Annotated in this window: 16 protein-coding genes; 6 read left to right on the top strand and 10 right to left on the bottom strand. The window is 43.0% G+C overall.

Features of this window, described 5'->3' with window-relative positions; all coding sequences use genetic code 11:
* Positions 1–16: 16 nt before the first annotated feature.
* The 5 genes from tuf to RTL34_RS09705 all read right to left on the bottom strand — a co-directional run bounded on the left by tuf (position 17) and on the right by RTL34_RS09705 (position 6074).
* Positions 17–1207, bottom strand: coding sequence for an elongation factor Tu (tuf, locus tag RTL34_RS09725; RefSeq protein ID WP_007117403.1), 1191 nt, complete (start codon positions 1205–1207; stop codon positions 17–19).
* A gap of 188 nt (positions 1208–1395) precedes the next feature.
* Positions 1396–3522: an elongation factor G gene (gene fusA / locus RTL34_RS09720; RefSeq protein ID WP_076773999.1), complete on the bottom strand. Its 2127-nt coding sequence runs from the start codon at positions 3520–3522 to the stop codon at positions 1396–1398.
* Between the two features lie 294 nt (positions 3523–3816).
* A complete protein-coding gene (rpsG, locus tag RTL34_RS09715) occupies positions 3817–4290 on the bottom strand; it encodes a 30S ribosomal protein S7 (RefSeq protein ID WP_203172178.1) in 474 nt (157 codons plus the stop codon).
* A 133-nt stretch (positions 4291–4423) separates the two neighbouring features.
* A complete protein-coding gene (rpsL, locus tag RTL34_RS09710; RefSeq protein WP_007116468.1) occupies positions 4424–4798 on the bottom strand; it encodes a 30S ribosomal protein S12 in 375 nt (124 codons plus the stop codon).
* Between the two features lie 358 nt (positions 4799–5156).
* Positions 5157–6074: an EcsC family protein gene (locus RTL34_RS09705; RefSeq protein ID WP_312116551.1), complete on the bottom strand. Its 918-nt coding sequence runs from the start codon at positions 6072–6074 to the stop codon at positions 5157–5159.
* 302 nt (positions 6075–6376) lie between these two features.
* Here RTL34_RS09705 and RTL34_RS09700 point away from each other — a divergent pair, with 302 nt between their 5' ends.
* A complete protein-coding gene (locus tag RTL34_RS09700; protein WP_312116549.1) occupies positions 6377–7603 on the top strand; it encodes a beta-ketoacyl synthase N-terminal-like domain-containing protein in 1227 nt (408 codons plus the stop codon).
* A 105-nt stretch (positions 7604–7708) separates the two neighbouring features.
* Positions 7709–9190 carry an anthranilate synthase component I family protein gene (locus RTL34_RS09695; RefSeq protein ID WP_312116547.1) on the top strand — a complete coding sequence of 494 codons (1482 nt, stop codon included), beginning with the start codon at positions 7709–7711 and terminating at the stop codon, positions 9188–9190.
* 2 nt (positions 9191–9192) lie between these two features.
* Here RTL34_RS09695 and RTL34_RS09690 read toward each other — a convergent pair whose 3' ends face one another.
* Together RTL34_RS09690 and hisC are read right to left on the bottom strand one after the other, a co-directional pair.
* Entirely contained in the window at positions 9193–9444 is a 252-nt protein-coding gene (locus tag RTL34_RS09690) for a hypothetical protein (protein ID WP_312116545.1), read from the bottom strand.
* A gap of 5 nt (positions 9445–9449) precedes the next feature.
* Positions 9450–10574 (bottom strand): histidinol-phosphate transaminase, encoded by a 1125-nt coding sequence (gene hisC / locus RTL34_RS09685; protein WP_312116543.1) that lies wholly within the window; start codon positions 10572–10574, stop codon positions 9450–9452.
* 376 nt (positions 10575–10950) lie between these two features.
* On the opposite strand from hisC, the gene RTL34_RS09680 reads away from it, so the two are divergent.
* Together RTL34_RS09680 and RTL34_RS09675 are read left to right on the top strand one after the other, a co-directional pair.
* A complete protein-coding gene (locus tag RTL34_RS09680) occupies positions 10951–12237 on the top strand; it encodes an MFS transporter (RefSeq protein WP_099834295.1) in 1287 nt (428 codons plus the stop codon).
* Positions 12238–12535: 298 nt separating this feature from the next.
* Positions 12536–13084, top strand: coding sequence for a ferritin (locus RTL34_RS09675; protein ID WP_309593422.1), 549 nt, complete (start codon positions 12536–12538; stop codon positions 13082–13084).
* Between the two features lie 101 nt (positions 13085–13185).
* On the opposite strand, the gene lon is transcribed toward RTL34_RS09675, so the two are convergent.
* From lon to RTL34_RS09660, 3 genes are all read right to left on the bottom strand, one after another.
* Positions 13186–15666: an endopeptidase La gene (lon, locus tag RTL34_RS09670; protein ID WP_409455456.1), complete on the bottom strand. Its 2481-nt coding sequence runs from the start codon at positions 15664–15666 to the stop codon at positions 13186–13188.
* A gap of 290 nt (positions 15667–15956) precedes the next feature.
* Positions 15957–16214, bottom strand: a complete 258-nt coding sequence (locus RTL34_RS09665) for a hypothetical protein (RefSeq protein WP_312116538.1) — start codon at positions 16212–16214, stop codon at positions 15957–15959.
* On the bottom strand, positions 16201–16818 hold the full coding sequence (locus tag RTL34_RS09660) for a 5-formyltetrahydrofolate cyclo-ligase (protein WP_312116536.1): 618 nt from the start codon (positions 16816–16818) through the stop codon (positions 16201–16203). Before RTL34_RS09660 ends, RTL34_RS09665 begins: the two co-directional genes overlap by 14 nt.
* Before the next feature lie 483 nt (positions 16819–17301).
* On the opposite strand from RTL34_RS09660, the gene RTL34_RS09655 reads away from it, so the two are divergent.
* Together RTL34_RS09655 and RTL34_RS09650 are read left to right on the top strand one after the other, a co-directional pair.
* A complete protein-coding gene (locus tag RTL34_RS09655; RefSeq protein WP_312116534.1) occupies positions 17302–18285 on the top strand; it encodes an AraC family transcriptional regulator in 984 nt (327 codons plus the stop codon).
* 218 nt (positions 18286–18503) lie between these two features.
* On the top strand, positions 18504–19400 hold the full coding sequence (locus tag RTL34_RS09650) for a hypothetical protein (RefSeq protein ID WP_312116532.1): 897 nt from the start codon (positions 18504–18506) through the stop codon (positions 19398–19400).
* Position 19401: the final 1 nt, after the last annotated feature.

Here is a 19401-nt window from a genome sequence, read left to right as displayed (position 1 = left end):
GTATGCTTACTAACGATTAGTCGTTAACTTTAGCAACAACACCCGCACCTACAGTACGGCCACCTTCACGGATTGCAAAGCGTAAGCCTTGGTCCATTGCGATTGGGTGGATTAGCTCTACGTTCATTTCAACGTTATCGCCAGGCATTACCATCTCTGTACCTTCTGGTAATTGGATTGCGCCAGTTACGTCAGTAGTACGGAAGTAGAATTGTGGACGGTAACCATTTAGGAATGGAGTGTGACGACCACCTTCTTCTTTTGATAGTACGTATACTTCTGCGTCAAATTTGGTGTGTGGTTTGATTGAACCTGGTTTAGCCAATACTTGACCACGTTGTACGTCTTCACGTTTGGTACCACGTAGTAGTACACCACAGTTCTCGCCTGCACGACCTTCGTCTAGCAGTTTACGGAACATTTCAACGCCAGTACAGGTGGTTTTTGCGGTTGGTTTGATACCAACGATTTCAATTTCTTCACCAACTTTGATGACGCCTGATTCTACACGACCAGTTACGACTGTACCACGGCCAGAGATTGAGAATACGTCTTCGATTGGCATCAAGAATGGTTTGTCAATCGCACGTTCTGGTTCTGGGATGTAGCTGTCTAGGGTGTCAAGTAGTTCTAGTACGGCTGGTTCACCGTATTTGCCTTCGCCGCCGTTTAGGGCTTCTAGGGCAGAACCTTTGATGATTGGGGTGTCATCACCAGGGAAGTCGTAGCTTGATAGTAGTTCACGTACTTCCATTTCTACGAGTTCTAGTAGTTCTTCGTCATCAACCATGTCACATTTGTTCATGAATACCATGATGTATGGTACACCTACTTGGCGTGATAGTAGGATGTGTTCACGTGTTTGTGGCATTGGGCCGTCAGTGGCTGATACGACTAGGATAGCGCCGTCCATCTGTGCAGCACCAGTGATCATGTTTTTAACATAGTCAGCATGGCCAGGACAGTCTACGTGTGCGTAGTGACGTGCTTGGGTGTCATATTCAATGTGTGAGGTGTTGATGGTGATACCACGGGCTTTTTCTTCAGGGGCTGAGTCAATTGACGCGTAGTCTTTAGCTTCACCACCGTTGTGTTTTGCTGCTACGGTCGCAATCGCCGCAGTTAGGGTTGTTTTACCATGGTCAACGTGTCCAATGGTGCCTACGTTAACGTGTGGTTTAGTACGTTCAAACTTGGCCTTTGCCATAATTTAATCCTCTTTTGTTAATATTAACCCAATGTCTTAGGTCATTTACTTTATTATCAACGCTTATAGGTTATGAAAATTTGACCCATTAAATTTAACAGGTCAAATTAGCTAACTTATAATTTTTTTTAGTGTCGAATAGGATAGAAGAATTTGAGTGGTTTTAACAATCAAATTACCCATCAAATTTATTCGTCATCATCTTTATGAGTGAATTTTTTGATGATTTCATCAGCAACGTTACGCGGTGTCTCAGCGTATTTTGCAAACTCCATTGAGTAGGTTGCACGACCTTGAGACATTGAACGTAATTGGGTTGCATAACCAAACATCTCGGCTAGTGGTACTTCCGCACGGATTTGTTTAACGCCGCCAAACATATCATCCATACCTTGCACCATACCACGGCGACGGTTTAAGTCACCCATGATATCACCCATGTAGTCTTCCGGTGTCTCAACTTCTACTTTCATAACTGGCTCAAGTAGAACAGGGTTTGCATTCATAAAGCCTTTACGGAAGGCCATAGAACCTGCCATTTTGAACGACAACTCATCTGAGTCAACGTCATGGTATGAACCATCATACAGTGTTGCTTTAATACCAACGACTGGGTAACCTGCAAGAACACCATTTTTCATACGTTCTTGAATACCTTTATCTACCGCACCAAAGTACTCTTTTGGTACCACACCACCAACCACTTCTTCAGCAAATTCATATTCTTTGCCGTCAGCCGTGTCAAGTGGCTCAAGACGTAACCATACGTGACCGAATTTACCACGACCACCCGTTTGGCGTACGAATTTACCTTCTTGTTCAACGGTAGTGCGAATCGTTTCACGGTAAGCTACTTGTGGTGCACCCACGTTGGCTTCAACACTAAACTCACGTTTCATACGGTCAACAAGAATTTCTAAGTGCAGCTCACCCATACCGCTGATGATAGTCTGACCAGATTCTTCATCGGTGTGAACACGGAATGAAGGGTCTTCTTTTGCCAAACGGTTAAGCGCGATTGACATTTTTTCTTGGTCAGCTTTAGTTTTTGGTTCCACTGCCAATGAAATAACAGGATCTGGGAATTCCATGCGCTCAAGCGTAATGATATTGTTTTCGTCACATAGTGTATCACCTGTGGTTACATCTTTTAGACCCACAAATGCAACGATGTCACCTGCGCGAACTTCATCCACTTCTTTTTGTGAGTTAGCATGCATCTCAACGATACGGCCAATACGCTCACGTTTCATTTTCACTGGGTTATAAACAGAGTCACCTTGTTTAGCAACACCTGAATAAACACGTACGAAGGTTAAGTTACCCACGTATTTGTCATTCATGATTTTGAACGCAAGACCAGCAAATGGTGCATCATCCGATGATTCACGAGTCGCTTCAGTTTCAGCTTTGTCATCTAACACACCTTTGATCGCATCAACGTCATTTGGTGCTGGTAAGAATTCGATAACCGCGTCAAGCATACGTTGTACGCCCTTGTTTTTAAACGCAGTACCACAAAGCATTGGTTGAATTTCGCCCGCTAGGGTACGTGCACGTAAACCTGCTACGATATCTTCACGTGATAAATCACCTTCTTCTAGGTATTTATCCATCAACTCTTCTGAAGATTCAGCGGCTGCCTCAACCATGTTGCTGCGCCATTCATCGACGATATCAACCAAGTTAGCAGGAATTTCTGCATATTCAAATTTCATACCTTGAGAAGCGACATCCCAAATGATGGCTTTCATCTCTAGAAGGTCAACAACCCCTTCAAAGGTATCTTCTGCACCGATTGGCACAACCACAGGTACTGGGTTACCACCAAGACGTTGTTTTACTTGGTCAACAACGCGGAAGAAGTTTGCCCCTGTGCGGTCCATTTTGTTTACGAACGCAAGACGCGGTACTTTATATTTGTTTGCTTGACGCCATACTGTTTCTGACTGAGGCTGTACACCACCAACCGCACAGTAAACCATACATGCACCGTCAAGTACACGCATTGAACGTTCTACTTCAATGGTAAAGTCAACGTGGCCGGGGGTGTCAATGATGTTAATGCGATGCTCTGGGAATTGATGACCCATACCAGACCAGAAACAAGTGGTTGCCGCTGAGGTAATAGTAATACCACGCTCTTGCTCTTGTTCCATCCAGTCCATGGTTGCAGCACCTTCATGCACTTCACCTAGCTTATGGTTTTTACCTGTATAAAACAAAATACGTTCAGTTGTTGTCGTTTTACCCGCATCAATATGTGCAGAAATACCGATATTACGGTAGCGATTTAAGGGTGTTGTACGTGCCATAGTTAATTCCTAAGGACTAAAGATTAAAATTATTCCATTATCAATAAACAGTTATGTCTTAACATGAATAATAATTAGTTTTAACGTTTGATTGAAAGATCGACAACCAACTAGATAAAAGAAAGCCTTACTCTTGACATAAGTGCTGTATGATAAGAGCTTGCCATGACAAACGCATGACAAGCTTCTTTTTCAATATGAAATATTGGGCTGAATTTGCAAATTTCAAGTCACCCAATATTATCTATTTTATTATAAGCTAATTGCTACCTAGGTGATAGCAATCAGTATCAATTAGAAACGATAGTGTGAGAACGCTTTGTTTGCGTCAGCCATACGGTGAACTTCGTCACGTTTTTTCAGTGCATTACCTTTGCCATCAGCTGCGTCTAGCAATTCACCTGCTAAGCGTAAAGCCATAGATTTTTCAGAACGTTTTGCAGCTGCATCAACTAACCAACGCATTGCTAATGCAGTACGACGGGAGGGACGTACTTCCATAGGAACTTGGTAGGTAGCACCACCCACACGGCGAGCTTTTACTTCCACCATTGGGCGAACTCTTTCTAACGTATCTTCAAAAAACTGTACAGGGTCAATGCCCGAGTTTTTTTCTACAACACGGTCTAACGCACCGTATACGATTGATTCTGCAACTGATTTTTTACCGTCAACCATTACATGATTGATGAATTTAGCAAGTGTTTTGCTACCAAACTTAGGATCTGGTAGGATTTCACGGGCAGCGATGACGCGACGTCTAGGCATGATAATTTCCTTGTGTATTCAGGGTAGTCTGGTAGCTAAGCGGTTGCTTTTCACCAGCCTTACTGCATAGTATGGTAAAACTATAATCAACTATGCAAACAATGTTAAAAAATGGGGTAAAAAACGGCTAAAATTATGCTTTAGGACGTTTTGCGCCGTATTTTGAACGGCCTTGTTTACGATCTTTTACGCCGGCACAGTCAAGTGCGCCACGAACTGTATGGTAACGAACACCTGGTAAGTCTTTTACACGACCACCACGGATAAGTACAACACTGTGCTCTTGTAGGTTGTGACCTTCACCACCGATGTAGCTTGACACTTCAAAACCTGACGTCAAACGTACACGGCATACTTTACGCATCGCTGAGTTTGGTTTTTTTGGTGTGGTAGTGTATACACGGGTACACACGCCACGGCGTTGTGGGCAAGCTTTTAATGCTGGCACTTTTGATTTTTCAGTAATGGTATTGCGACCTTTACGAATTAATTGATTTGTAGTTGCCATAAGGCACTCTCTCCCGTTTGTTGTCAAAAAATCTCTAAAAACTGCTAATAAGCTATTTTTAGGACAGCGTATTATAGAGATTTTTGTTGGCTTTATCAACTAAAAAATTACCCAAATAAGGCAAATGGATGATGCAGATGCTGATTGTTAGAAAAATTTGAAAAAAGTGGGGGAAGGGAAGTTATCAAACATCGTGCTTATCAAGCATACAGGTATCAAACACACTGTGAATCACATCAGAAAAGACTAAAATAAAAAAGAATAAAACTAAAAGAACCAATGCGCTAACTTTAAAAACCTTAAGAAACTTATCGGTTAAAAATCAACGCATTGGTTCTAGCGCAGTTATTATTTATGGTTATTCTTCAGTCATATGGGTCAACTTTGGCGCGGGGGCAAATACCGACATCGCAATTTCAATCACTTCATTGATAATAATATTGTTATAAGCCGTACCCAAGCCAACCGCAGTGAGTGGAATGACTTTATGTAAAAAACCGAAATTAAACTGCTCAATGTTGATATTAAACTGCGTCGATAGTTCTTCTAGTTTGGTTAATATCCCCATCGCTGATTGGCTGTCTTCTTCGGCAAGTACTGCCGCTCTATACTCTTCAATTGACTGGTCGGTCATCGCTTCAAATATACCCAAACCTGCGAGCAAAGTTTGCTTCTCTTGCAATTTATTGAGATCCACTTTAGCTAAAATTTCATAAGCGATGGCGATACCTTGTTGTCCCGTCAACGGACGGTTATAAATTGCACTGATTTGGAAAATCGTCCGCAAACACACCGCCAACAACCACATTGTATCTACCAAAATACCGGGTAAACCCGCCAAGTTACTAAGTCCACCCAAGGTAGCTAAAGCACGGTTTTGATCGCCAATACTACGGGCTAGGGCTTGTCGTTCACTAGCAACCAAAGTGTCTTTAAAACGCGCATCACGCGCCAAATCAAAATTCGCCCAATTTTGCGACAGTTTGCCGACTTGGGAAAAAACCGCATCCGTTGCTTTATCAAAACTTGTCTTGGGGATTAGTGAGGTGGCCATTTTGGTATAGCTGCCAAATGGGGTTTTACCAAGTAGTTTTTTTGATAGTTTGGGAATATGCTCATGAAACGCGTTTTTATCATTTGATAACGCTTGTTGAAGGCTATCAAAATCAATATCCGCTAAGGGTTTGGTTTGTATCGTATCTTTTGCGCTCAGTTGTGCTAATTTGTGACCCAACGCTTCAAAGACACGGCGGCTAATAGAAGTAGAGGCTGACATGAGAGTTATCCTTAAGATTATGCTTTTTTATTGGAAAATACTGTCGTAGTAAAACAGCGTAAAGAAAGTGACCGCACTTTTCAACTTTAATGCGTAAAGAGACGTTACACAATGATATCTTTTGTCGATTTAGTTGAATGTTGTGCGTGTAGCTATATTGGATTAAGACAACATAACTAACCATAGTCGTGGTCTAAGAAATATTTTGTAACATTTTTGGGGAAAAACTAGGCAGGTGAAATTCAGAGGGGTACAATAGCGTGATATTTATCATCAATTGATTAAACCAAAAGGAATGGTATATGCAGCGCGTTGTAATCACAGGGGCAGGACTTATCTCGTGTATTGGTAATGACTTAGCCACAGTCAGCGAGTCGCTACAGCAAGGCAAATCGGGCTTGGTATTCAATCCGATTTATCAAGAAAAAGGCTTTAAAGCCTGTGTCTCAGGTAGTATTGATGACGATAACCTAGATACCTCGCATATCGATCGCAAACTTAAACGCTTTTTGTCAAAAGCCAGTTTATACGCCTATCTAAGTGCGCTACAAGCAATCGAGCAAGCAGGATTGTCATTAGCAGATATTGCTCACAATACCAATATTGGCGTGGTAGCAGGTTCGGGTGGGGCATCGAGTGCCGATGTGGCGGCAGCGGTCGATGCAATGCGTGAAAAAGGCTTGCGCGGTGTCGGCGCCATGGCAGTGCCAAAAACCATGGCAAGTACGGTATCAGCCAGTGTCGCAACGGGGTTAAAGATTGGCGGGGTTAGCTACTCTATTGCCTCAGCTTGTGCGACCTCAACGCATTGTGTGGGTCATGCCATGGAGCTGATTCAATTGGGTAAGCAAGACCTTGTGATTGCAGGGGGCGGCGAGCAAGAAGACTGGACACAATCTTGTATGTTTGATGGTATGGGTGCGATGAGCACACAATATAATGACAAGCCGCAACTCGCCAGTCGCCCTTACGATGCAGATCGAGACGGCTTTGTGATTGCCGGCGGTGGTGGCATGGTGGTGATTGAGAGCCTAGACTCTGCGAAACAACGCGGCGCGACTATTTTGGCAGAGATTGTTGGCTATGGCGCAAGCTCTGATGGGGCGGATATGGTGGCACCCAGTGGGGTAGGTGCGGTCAACTGTATGAAACAAGCGCTTAAACAAGCAGGCTTAAACTCCGTTGACTATATCAATACTCATGGCACTAGTACCCCCATTGGGGATATCACTGAGCTTGAAGCGATTCGCCAAGTGTTTGGAAGTGAGTTGCCACCGATTAGCTCGACCAAATCAATGACAGGTCATAGCTTGGGTGCGGTAGGGGTGCAAGAATTGATTTATTGTTTATTGATGCTCAATCAAGGCTTTATTGCGCCCAATATCAATATTGAAACCTTGGATGAGAAAGCCACAGATTTTGATATCGTCCGTGAAACGCGTCAAGTCAATTTAAACACTATAATGACCAATAGCTTTGGCTTTGGTGGTACCAATGCAAGTTTAATCATCAAAAAGTTTGTTGAATAAATACTGATGGACGATCATAATTGATAAAAATAGGCGATGACAGTTACCCGATTGTTATCGCTTTTTTGACGCTAAATATAATCATAAAGGTAAAGCATGTACCCAATGCCAAGTTTACAACATCTTGTGCCCTCTCAACTCATCACTCTGTTACAGCAGTTTAATACGACAAATAATCAAGCAATCTATCCGCTTTGGCTCAATAACGAGGGTCAAAATGTTATTGGTTTATTGCCCAAAACAATATTTGAAATACATTCTCAAAATCAGCTATATCAGCTTACCCAAAATCGTCAAAATTGCTCATTCGACGATTTTGGGTACTGTGATACCGTGATTAATACTGGGGCTGATACTGCCACTAATAGGGCAGCTAAGGCTATTGATATTGGCGAATTAACTGCTGCGCTTGAGGCTTATCAACAGCTATCACTTAAACAGTCTGCTATCCAACATACGGCTAATGTGGGCTACCAAGATGGCTTGATGGGATTTATTAGCTACGATTTATCAGCGCATCATTTAGCAAATGCAAACCATGTGCAAGCAAGTGCAACTCACGGGGAAGCCAGTTACTTAACGCCCAATCAGCCGCAGCTATTTTTGGGACATTATGATATTTATTTGACCTATCAGCACCAGAAGTGGCATTTACATACCACCACTGAGGAAGCCATGGCGCAAGCCGTCAATATCGAAAACTGGCTAAATGATTTAGTCAGTGACGCCCAGCTTCCTACACCAAAGCCGCTTAGCTTGTTACCTTTATGGCAAAAATCTGCGTATAAGCAAGCCTTTTACAAAGTCCAAGACTACCTAACAGCAGGCGATTGCTACCAAATTAATCTTACTCAGTGCTGGCAAGGTCAGTTGTCCAATCAGCAGTTGGTGGATTATCTACCAAGCTTGCATTACTCGACTAACGCCCCGTTTGCAGGCTATCTTGGGTTAAACAATTTTGAACTACTAAGCTGCTCGCCCGAGTTATTTTTTACTTTTGCCAACAATGCCCAAGGCGAAAATTGCATCATTACCAAACCGATAAAAGGCACGCGCCCACGCGGACAAAACGTAGCTGCTGACCAAGCCAATAAAAATGAACTTGCTAGCAGCGAAAAAGACATCGCCGAAAATGTCATGATTGTCGATTTGCTGCGCAATGATTTGGGCAAATATGCCAAGACTGGGACGGTAAAAGTCCCAAAACTGTTTGATATCGAAAGTTTTAGCAATGTGCACCATATGGTGAGCACCATCACCGCCACCCTCAAAGATAACATCAGCCCTTGGACGGTATTGCTTGAAAGTCTGCCCGCTGGCTCGATTACCGGTACCCCCAAAAAGCGCGCGGTAGAAATCATCAATGAATTGGAAGCCAAACCGCGCGGGGCTTACTGTGGCACGATGGGGTATCTCAATTTTGATGGCACAGGGCAATGGAATGTGCTGATTCGTACGCTACAAGCTTCAGATAATAATGTCAGTCTGTGGGCAGGCGGCGGCATCACGATTGCGTCAGACTGTGATGCAGAGTACCAAGAATGTTTTGATAAAGTAGGAAATTTACTAAAAATATTGCACCAGTAAAGTTACAACAACCTGCCATCAAGTGCGGTATTGAGTTCGCCTGCATTGATGGGCACGCTTTCGTCCTCAAATGGATTAAACACTGGCTCGATATCATAAAAGGCGATATGGGTATCCACAATCGCCAATTTTTTGCGACCCAGTTGCTGGCTAAATGCCAATAACTGTGCTTGACGAGCGAAGCGATAAGTCACCACCTCGCCTGTTTCGATATTTTGGCATTTGATAAAAAACTGCATGCTAGGGTCACTCATGACGGTCAAACCAGATTTGTTAAGGTATCTAGTAAGCGTTGGTTTTGTTCTGCCGTACCGATGGTAATACGCAAATAACTGCTAATTTTTGGTTTGTTAAAATGACGAACAATCACCCCTTGCGCCCGCAGTTTCTCAAATACCTGTATGGTTTCTCCCATTGAAGCAGGTGGTTTGGCAAACACAAAGTTGGCTTGTGAAGGTAAGACAGTAAAGCCTAATTGGGTCAAAGCTTGAGTGACATCATGGCGTAGTGCGATGACTTTTTGGTTGCAGGCAACAAAATAGTCGTTATCTTGCAAGCTGGCAACTGCGCCTGCTTGGGCAAGGCGATCTAGGGGATAGCTGTTAAAACTATTTTTATAGCGATTTAATGCTTCAATGAGTGAGTGATTGGCAAACGCCATGCCGACACGCAGCCCTGCTAATGAGCGAGACTTTGAAAAGGTTTGGGTCACCACTAAGTTATCATATTTATCAATCAAACTGACCGCAGAGGCATTGGGTGTGTCTGCAAAATCAATATACGCTTCATCAATCACAATGACCGCATTGCGATGTTCTTGTAGAAGTTTTTCAATATCCGCCAGCGGCAAAAGTACCCCAGTTGGCGCATTCGGGTTGGCAATAATAATGCCACTGCAAGGGCGGCGATAGTCATCGACATCAATGCTAAAATCGGCTTTGAGCGCAATGGTCACCAAATCCACGTGGAAAGTATCGGCATACACAGGATAAAAACTATAACCAATATCAGGGGTTAATACCGAACGGTCTTTGACAAAAAAACAAGCAAAAATATGCGCCAAAACTTCATCAGAGCCATTACCGACAAAAATTTGATTGGGGGCTACCTGATAAACTTGTGCCATTACCGCACGTAGTTCGTCAGATTCTGGGGCGGGGTAGCGCTTTAAATGATCGGCTTGATTGAGCAAAACTTGTGCGATGGCTTCAGCGACTTTGGGAGAGGGGGGAAAAGGGTTTTCATTGGTATTAAGCTTACACAGATTGTCATGCTTGGGCTGTTCACCCGGTGTGTAGGGCGTTAGGTTGCGAATCAAGGTGCTCCACAGTCGAGTGTTAATTTCGGGTGTTGCATCTGCGTTTGAAGTAAGCGTATCCACCATGACAAATCCTTACAAGATAATCAATGTGTTAAATCAATGTGGTCAGTCAATTTGCTAAGTCAATTTACCAAATCAATTTACCAAATCAATTTACCAAACCAATGCGCCAAAGGCTGGCACAAACAATACATAGTAGCATAAATTGGTTGAAAATTTATCCATCGTAGTCCACTGATATTATAAAATTTGGGCTAACGGTTGAGCAAGGCTGATAGACAGTGAATTTTTAGCCGTTATGTGAATAAACCGTGCGCTGGCTTGACGAATGTGTTAAAAGATAACCTTTTTAATCAAGCCCGTTAAATTAAGCCCATGAAAATAAGCTTACTAAATCACCCGTGCTAATAGATTACCTAGTTAAAATTTTGGAAGATGTATGAAATTCTCAGCGTCGCAATCGAGCGAGTCGAATATTCACCCTGCTGCTAACGCGTCTCAGATTTCGGTAGCGACTGCCCCGACCAAGGCATTAATTATCACGGTAGTCATTGCCATTTTACTGCTCGCTATCAATATGCGCGCGCCCATTATTGGGTTTGGTGCGGTAGCAAAACTGGTTCAGCAAGATTTGGGGTTAACGACCAAAACCATTGGTTTGATTGGTACGATTCCTGTCATGGCATTTGCATCGAGTTCGTTTATTGCGCCTATGTTGTCACGGCGGATTGGCTTAGAAAACACCATGATTTTGGCAACCAGTTTGCTTGCCATCGGTATTTTTGTGCGAGTGGCGCATCCGCAATTAGGGTTTTTGCTAGCGGGCACGGTGCTGCTATCGTTGGCGATTTCACTCGGCAATGTATTAATCCCTGCCGTCATCAAGAAATACACTCCCAATCAAATTGGGCTTGTGATGGGAAGCTATTCGATGTTTTTGTCGGTGTTTGCTGGCTTTGCGTCAGGCATTGCGATGTGGCTTGTTAGCTTGTCCAACTGGCAATTTGCACTGGGGGTATGGGGCTGGGTCTCTGTGGCAGCGGTAGCAGCTTGGCTAATGGTTGCTCATTTGCGGTTACGGCAAAAAATTAGCAGCCATGATGCTCAAGTCATTAATCAAGCGGTTGCCGAAGTAGGACAACCAAGCCGAAAATCAGTCTGGAAAATCCCGATGGCGTGGTGGATTAGTGCGTTTATGGGTTTGCAATCACTACTTTATTATACGCTCGCCAGTTTTTTACCCTCGTTACTCATTGATAAAGGGCTGAGCAAAGCGCAAGCAGGCAACGTGGGCATGGTGTTTCAATTGGTGGCTTTTCCTTCGATTTTACTGTTGACCAAATGGGTCTCTAGTCAGTGGAATTTACGCACGTTAGCGTTGCTTGCCGCAGTGGGAAACTTGGTAGGCGTATTTGGTTTTGGGTTTCTGCCCCTGCAAGGCTGGGTATGGGTTTGGAGTATCGCATCAGGCTTTGGATGTGGGGTGATTTTTACCTTATGTATGATGATTTTTACCTTAAAATCAAAGGATAGTCAGCAAGCCGCTGAACTTTCAGGGATGGCACAAACCGTGGGTTATAGCATCGCCATAACTGGTCCTATTGTGACAGGTTGGCTTAAAGACTTGAGTTATACTTGGACGCTATCGATGGGGTTTTTAACGGTTTTGATGGCGATTAATTGTGTGTTTAGTTGGTTGGCAACGCAAAACAAAGCGATTGAATAGCGAGAGAAAACTCAGCATAACCTTGCACGTTTTACCCGGTGTTTTTATGTTAAAGGCTTGTGTATCTTTCAGCTAAATTGAGTAAAAAATCCTGTTTATTGCCCGCTTTTTATCTATACTGTGAGCGTCATTACCAATGCAATTAACGGTAACTAACGGCAATAGTATTGATAATGCTCTGTTTTATCCTTAACAATTATATAGCCAATCTTGGTAGCCAATCAGGCGATAACGTTGTCTAGTCAAGATTAGCCATCTTATAAAATTAGCCACAAAAAAATCATCCGAGGAAAATAACATGTCAAACGATAAACGTATTTCAGACGCAATGGAACAAGCGCTAAACAAGCAAATGATGGAAGAAGCCACACAAGCACAGGCATATATTGCGCTAGGCAGCTGGGCGGAAGTGAACAATTACCAAGGTATTGCAGATTTTTTCTACAAGCATTCGGCTGAAGAACGTAACCATATGTTCAAATTTTTAGCTTACATCAATGAGCGTGGTGGCGAAGCTAAAATTGAAGCGATTCCCGCACCGCGTGATAACCCTGTCAGTCTTGAAACCTGTATCGAAGACGTTTGGCAACATGAGTTAGAAAATTCAAAAAAAATCTATGCACTTGTGGACCAAGCCATGGCAGAGCGCGATTGGGCAACGTTTAATTTCTTACAATGGTTTGTCAAAGAACAAATCGAAGAAGAGGCGTTAATCAATAACCTACGTGATAAATTTGCCTTGGCATCAAAAGATAAGGCAGATAACCAAAACTTCTATGAGTTGGATAAAGACATGGCATCAGCTTCTCAAGAAGGTGATTTGCCACGAGAAAAATCGGTTGAATAATTTTGCCGGCATAAAAAAAGCTGAGAATCAATCTCAGCTTTTTTTTACTTCATTATTATTTAATTTCAGTTTTTACTTCAGTGACAGCTTAGCTCTTTATACTAGCTTTTTAAACTAATGTCACTGGCATCGACTGGCAATTGATTGGGTTTTAACGCCACTGGCTGTGATACCAATGCGGCTTTAAATACTTCATCAATCGTTTCTACTGGCTGGATGCTTAAGCCCTGTTTGACATTGTCAGGAATATCAATCAAGTCACGCTCATTGGATTTTGGAATCAACACGTGTTTGATACCGCCACGATGCGCTGCAAGCAGTTTTTCTTTCAAGCCACCGATACGCAGCACTTTGCCACGCAAAGTAACTTCGCCTGTCATCGCAATATCGGGGCGAATGGCAATACCTGTCATCGCAGAGGCTAACGCAAGCGTTAACGCAATACCGGCGGATGGACCGTCTTTGGGGGTCGCACCTTCTGGCATATGCACATGGATATCTGTGCCTTTGAGCTTATCATAGCTGACGCCTAAGCTATCAGCACGGGCGCGAACTACCGTCATCGCCGCACGAATTGACTCTTTCATCACATCACCCAGTGAACCTGTAAAACTTAGTTCACCTTTACCTTGCACCGCAACCGCTTCAATGGTCAATAGCTCACCACCGACTTGTGTCCAAGCCAAACCTGTGACACGACCGACTTCAGGTTCTTGCTCCGCCAAGCCATAATCGAATTGGTACACACCCAAGTAATCAGCGACATTTGAACTATCGACCGTTAATTTGTGTGCCGCGGTTTTATCTTCCGCTTTGTCTTTGCCCGATGATTCAACATTTTGTTTCACCACTTTGCGGGCGATTTTGTTGATTTCACGTTCAAGGTTACGCACACCTGCTTCACGGGTATAACGCTGTACGATCGCTTTGATTGCCTCATCGGTGATATCAATTTCAGTATCACTTAAGCCATTTTGTTGAATCGCTTTTGGTACTAAGTATTTATCCGCGATGCTGATTTTTTCATCTTCGGTGTAACCTGGCAGACGAATCACTTCCATACGGTCAAGTAGGGCAGGCGGAATATCCATACTATTGGCGGTACAGATAAACATCACTTGTGATAAGTCTAAATCCATATCCAAGTAGTGATCGTTAAAGCTATGATTCTGCGATGGGTCTAACACTTCAAGCAACGCTGAAGCAGGGTCACCACGAAAGTCTTGCGCCATTTTATCGATTTCATCGAGTAAAAATAGCGGATTTTTTACGCCCACTTTTGAAAGTGATTGTACGATTTTACCTGGCATAGCGCCGATATAGGTACGTCGGTGCCCACGGATTTCAGCTTCATCTCGCACGCCGCCCAATGCCATACGGATAAACTCACGACCTGTCGCACGGGCAATAGATTCACCTAAAGAAGTTTTACCCACCCCAGGCGGACCTACTAAGCAAAGAATCGGACCTTTTAAGGTATCCACGCGAGATTGCACTGCCAAGAACTCCAAGATGCGGTCTTTCACGTCTTGTAAACCATAATGGTCAGTGTCAAGCACGTCATGGGCTTTGTTAAGGTCGATTGAGACATCACTGGTTTTGTTCCAAGGGGTATCTAAAATCCACTCTACATAGTTGCGCACGACTGATGATTCAGAAGAGGCAGCTGGCATGGTTTTGAGTTTACGAAACTCATTTTCTGCTTTTTTACGCACCGCTTCTGGCAAATCAGCTTCCGCTAAACGTTTTTCTAGCTCAGCAATGTCATCATCTTCATAATTTTCACCGCGTTCTTCATGAAGGTCAGAAAGCTCAGATTTTATCGCTTTCATTTTTTCATTTAAGAAATACTCACGCTGGTTGTTTTCCATCTGGCGACGTACCGCTTCTTGTAATTCTTGCTCGATATTGTGCTCGGCACTTTGCTGAATCAAATAGTCTGACAACTCTTTGATATGCGCAGTCAAATCATCGACTTCCAAAAAGTTTTGTTTAATCGATAAATTGAGTGAGACACGCGTCGCAATGAAATATACCAACTCTTCAAGTTGGGTGATGCGCTCAGCCACACGAATCAACTCGCGTGAGTTACGTAGGCGATTTTCCGCATATTTGCTAAACAAAGCAACTAACGCTTCTTTGTGCGATTTTTGCGTTTTAGCGGTCATATTGACGGTGATAGGCGCTTTTTCAAAATCGGCCAGTAATACCGCTTCTTCCTCAGCGCTGTCTTGGATGTCGACCAATTTGGCACGGTACAGACCTTCAATCAGCACTTTGATGCAATTTTCGTCATTTTCATGTGGCATGGTATTGACGACACGGCACACCGTACCATATTCAAATAGATTGCTGGCATCAATGTCTTCAGATAGTGAGTCTTTTTGTGCCACCACCAATACTTTATTGTCAAATTCGTTTTGCGCAAGCTCGACTGCTTTGACTGAGGGTGCGCGACCCACAAATAAAGCAATTTGCATTTGTGGATACACCACCACATCACGTAAAGCTAACAGTGGTAGCGTCGTGAATTCTTGCGATTCAGATGATTCTGGATTTGTCATTAAAACATCATCTTGCATATACTATGTCCCCTTAAATAACACAGCAAGCAACTGACCATTTGTGAGCAAATGATGGCTTGCTGATAGACTTAAAAATATAAATGGCGTCAATGCAAAAAATTGCAAGGCTGGTCACACAAAGGGGGAAAAAACGACCAGCCAAGGGCGATAAAATAGTAAAAGAGGGCTGAAAATAACCACCGCAATCCTAGACTTAGCCTAATGTCACTGTGATAGTGATGTATATTTATCTAATTTTTTTAGGCTAATTGATACGTCTCTAATTTATGCGTGTCTAATTTATATATCTAGAAGTCGTCCAAGTCTTCAGAATTCACTCGGGTAAAGGCATCAGCTTGGGTTAAAAGTTGCGTTAATCTATCGGGATTCATGACACTGGCAATTTCTGCATCGCTTAACTCACCGCTTGATGCGTATAAGGGTTGATGGACTTGGGTAGTATCGGTATCGCTATCAATATTAATCTCAATATCAGCGTCATTGTCGGTTATGGCAGGTGAGGTCATCACCACATGTTGAAACAGGGAGTTATCATTTTTTTGCATGGGAGAGTTCCACCAAATAGCGTCTAAATAACCATAGTTTACTAGGCGTGATTAAGGCATCAAGCCTGATATCCCAAGGATTAGCATTTAATTTTTCAACCAATTGAAAATCATAAGCCCAGCCAATTTTAAGCGGTTTGCTTTTAACTTTGGCTAAGGTGCGGTCATAGTAACCGCCACCCATCCCCATACGATTGCCAATTTTATCCGCTGCCACTAGCGGCATAAACAATACATCAAGCGCCGCTACGTTAAGCATTTTTCCTTTCTCAGGTTGGCGCATACCCAGTGGGTGTTTGGGTAGGCGAGATTGTCGCCAAGTTTTTTGGCTAAATTGGATAAATACCAGCGGCTGATGTTTGCCAGTGACGACAGGTAAATAAATACGATAACCGCGCTGTCTTGCCCAATCCATCAGCGGTTGGGTAGGCATCTCCCCAAAGGCATCTGCAAAAATCCCGATCTTGACGTTTTTGCCAGTTAAAGCAGGATGTTGTAGTCGATTTAAACTTCGTCGTGCTTGATAAGCGACGCGATTACGGTGGCGCCTGGATAAGCGTAGACGTTGTTGACGTAACTGTTTACGCAAGTGATGAGAATTCATAGATTCATAGCGATGATGTAATGGTTATAGATTATAGTTAAGCCATTGATAATAAAGCATGATAATAAATCAAAATCAAAAAAAAGCCAAATGGCTGATTTGGCTGATTAGGTTTAGTTGCTTAGCTATTTCTTTACTTATTTATTTGCTTAAACACCCAAATATCCTACCGCTAGTGTATAACCCATAACAAGTGTCCACTAATTATTATTACCTGTTATGCCACTACCTTTGAAATCGTTGAAAAATAAAGCATTTTTTCGGGCGGTGATACTGGATTTTAGCAGACCTACAGACTCAAACTTAACTAGCAGCGCCTGTAAAAGATGATATGATTGCTGATAACGAGGATGACGGTTTATGTATACGTCTTTAAATTTTTATCTCAAGTCCAATTACCAAAGTTTGACTTGTAAGTTAGCTAGTTTGTAGTTTATGTTGCATTTTTTTTAAATTGCCGTGTTAATAACTTAGGAAAAATTAATGGATGCACTCAGTATGTTGCTTGAAGATATACATTTGTATCAAACTCAGTATCACTATATACACGCCACTGGGGAGTGGTCGTTTGAGTTAGATAAAAAAGATTGTATCGTGTTTTATTTGATTACCACAGGTGGGATCAGTATTAAGGTCGATGATGTATATCGCAACGCACACGCGCGCGATGTGGTCATGGTGCCAGGCGGCAAAAAACACCTTGTTTGTGGTGTGGGGCAATCGGATATCCCATCAATTGACATTGCCCCGTTATTAAGCAACCAGACTGTTGAAACTATCAACTTGGGTAACCCTGCGATTTCTAGCCAAGGTGATGAACCAGCGCAAACAACCGAAATGGTCGCAATTGTGTGCCATTACGATCGAGAAATTACGCGCCCGTTACTCAGCGCTTTACCAGAAATTTTGCCAGAAAGCGAATCAAACGATGAGCAAAAAATGATTATGCTTGATTTGGGGGTCAAATTTTTGGCATTAGAGTCTGAGCAGAACCGACTTGGCAAAATGACCATTATCAATCGTATCGCCAGTATTTTGATGATTGAGTGTGTACGCAACTATATCGAGGATTTGCCCGAAGCGACAGATAATTGGCTAAAAGCTGTGAAAGACCCTTACCTTGCCAAGGCGTTGGCAGTCATGCATGATCGACCTGAGACCAATTGGACCATTCATAAGTTAGCTGAAGTCGCCGGGATGTCACGCAGTAGTTTTGCCGAACATTTTCGTGAGGTGGTGGGGGTGCCGCCGTTAACTTATTTAACCGACTATCGACTTCGTCTTGCCGCGCGTTATTTACGACTACAAGAAAATAGCATTAGCCGTATCAGTGAGTTAGTTGGTTATGCCTCCGATAGTACCTTTAGCCAAGCATTCAAACGCGTCTATAAAATGTCACCACGAAAATATCGCCAGTCGTTTCGAACCGATGATGTGCATTTTGCTGACAGCTTGAGCGAGGAGTAAGTCTGTAGTGGACAACCCTAATTAACCACAAAAAAGCAGGTTTGCTGCGGTTTTGTGGTTATTGCCACTTTTATAGCAAGCTTTATGTCTTAGAGCGAGTTTTATGGCAACTAAGAATGACCAGTCTATTTTCATAGCAATATCTGTTAGGTTATGTCGACAGGGGTATGATATAGTGACAAGCACTGTCCCATATTTTATCAGCTGCGATTGCCAACATGGAAACTTCAACTACCAAAGGTCAACCTGTCGAAGCACATGGCTTGCACATCAAGCCCAATCCAGAACACCCTGCGATAGACCATCGTGGTGTTAACCCAATGGATGTTACCAGTCAATACACCGCCGTGTTTCATGCACAAGAAAATGCGGTGACCCAGTATTTTGAGCACTCCCAACCCCACCAACTGTTATTTTATATCTCCAGTAAAAAATCCCAGTTTATTGAAACTAAAAAACTGCAAGTCGCCAAATATTTAAACATGCGTGATAATGTTGGGCTGATGCAACTGCAGCATTTGTTCAATAATTTACATATCGTCGATGATTTGGTGATGTCCATTAGCCATCATTTACCGCCGCAGCGACCGATTGGTTGGCAGCTTGTCAGCCAAAACAAAAATTTAATGAACCTGCCGACCGTAGGCTTGCTGCCATCATCCGCTGAATTTCGCGGTCTTGAGCATAGTTTGGCGGCGACCGTGATTCAGTTTTTGGGCGTGGCATGCTATCACAATGACCGGGGTTATTTTGTCGGGCATATTTTAGGTTATTTATTTAGTTGTTATTATTTTGCCCATCTCGGTGTCAACTATTCAGTCACCCCATTAAAAGAGGCGGCGATTCCCAATTACCCTTACCAAGTCATCAATGTGGCAGAATTGGTGAGACTATTGCAATCACTCGATGAGTCGCTCAAAGCGCAAGTGTATCAATTAGCCATCTATTGTGCGCAAATCAGTGAATACGCCGTTGACAAACGAATCGAGAAAATGCTGATTACTGAGGTCAATAGCTTTAACAAACAAGACTTGCGCGATGAGCTATCGGTGTTGGTACAATATGATTGCAATGAAAACGAGTCTTTATTTCAGCCTATTAAGCCTTTAAAATAAC

The sequence above is a fragment of the Moraxella sp. CTOTU47915 genome (assembly GCF_031986685.1).
Lineage (GTDB): Bacteria > Pseudomonadota > Gammaproteobacteria > Pseudomonadales > Moraxellaceae > Faucicola > Faucicola tetraodonis.
The sequence above is the reverse complement of the archived record's forward strand: the minus strand, read 5'-3'. Positions and strand labels throughout refer to the sequence as shown.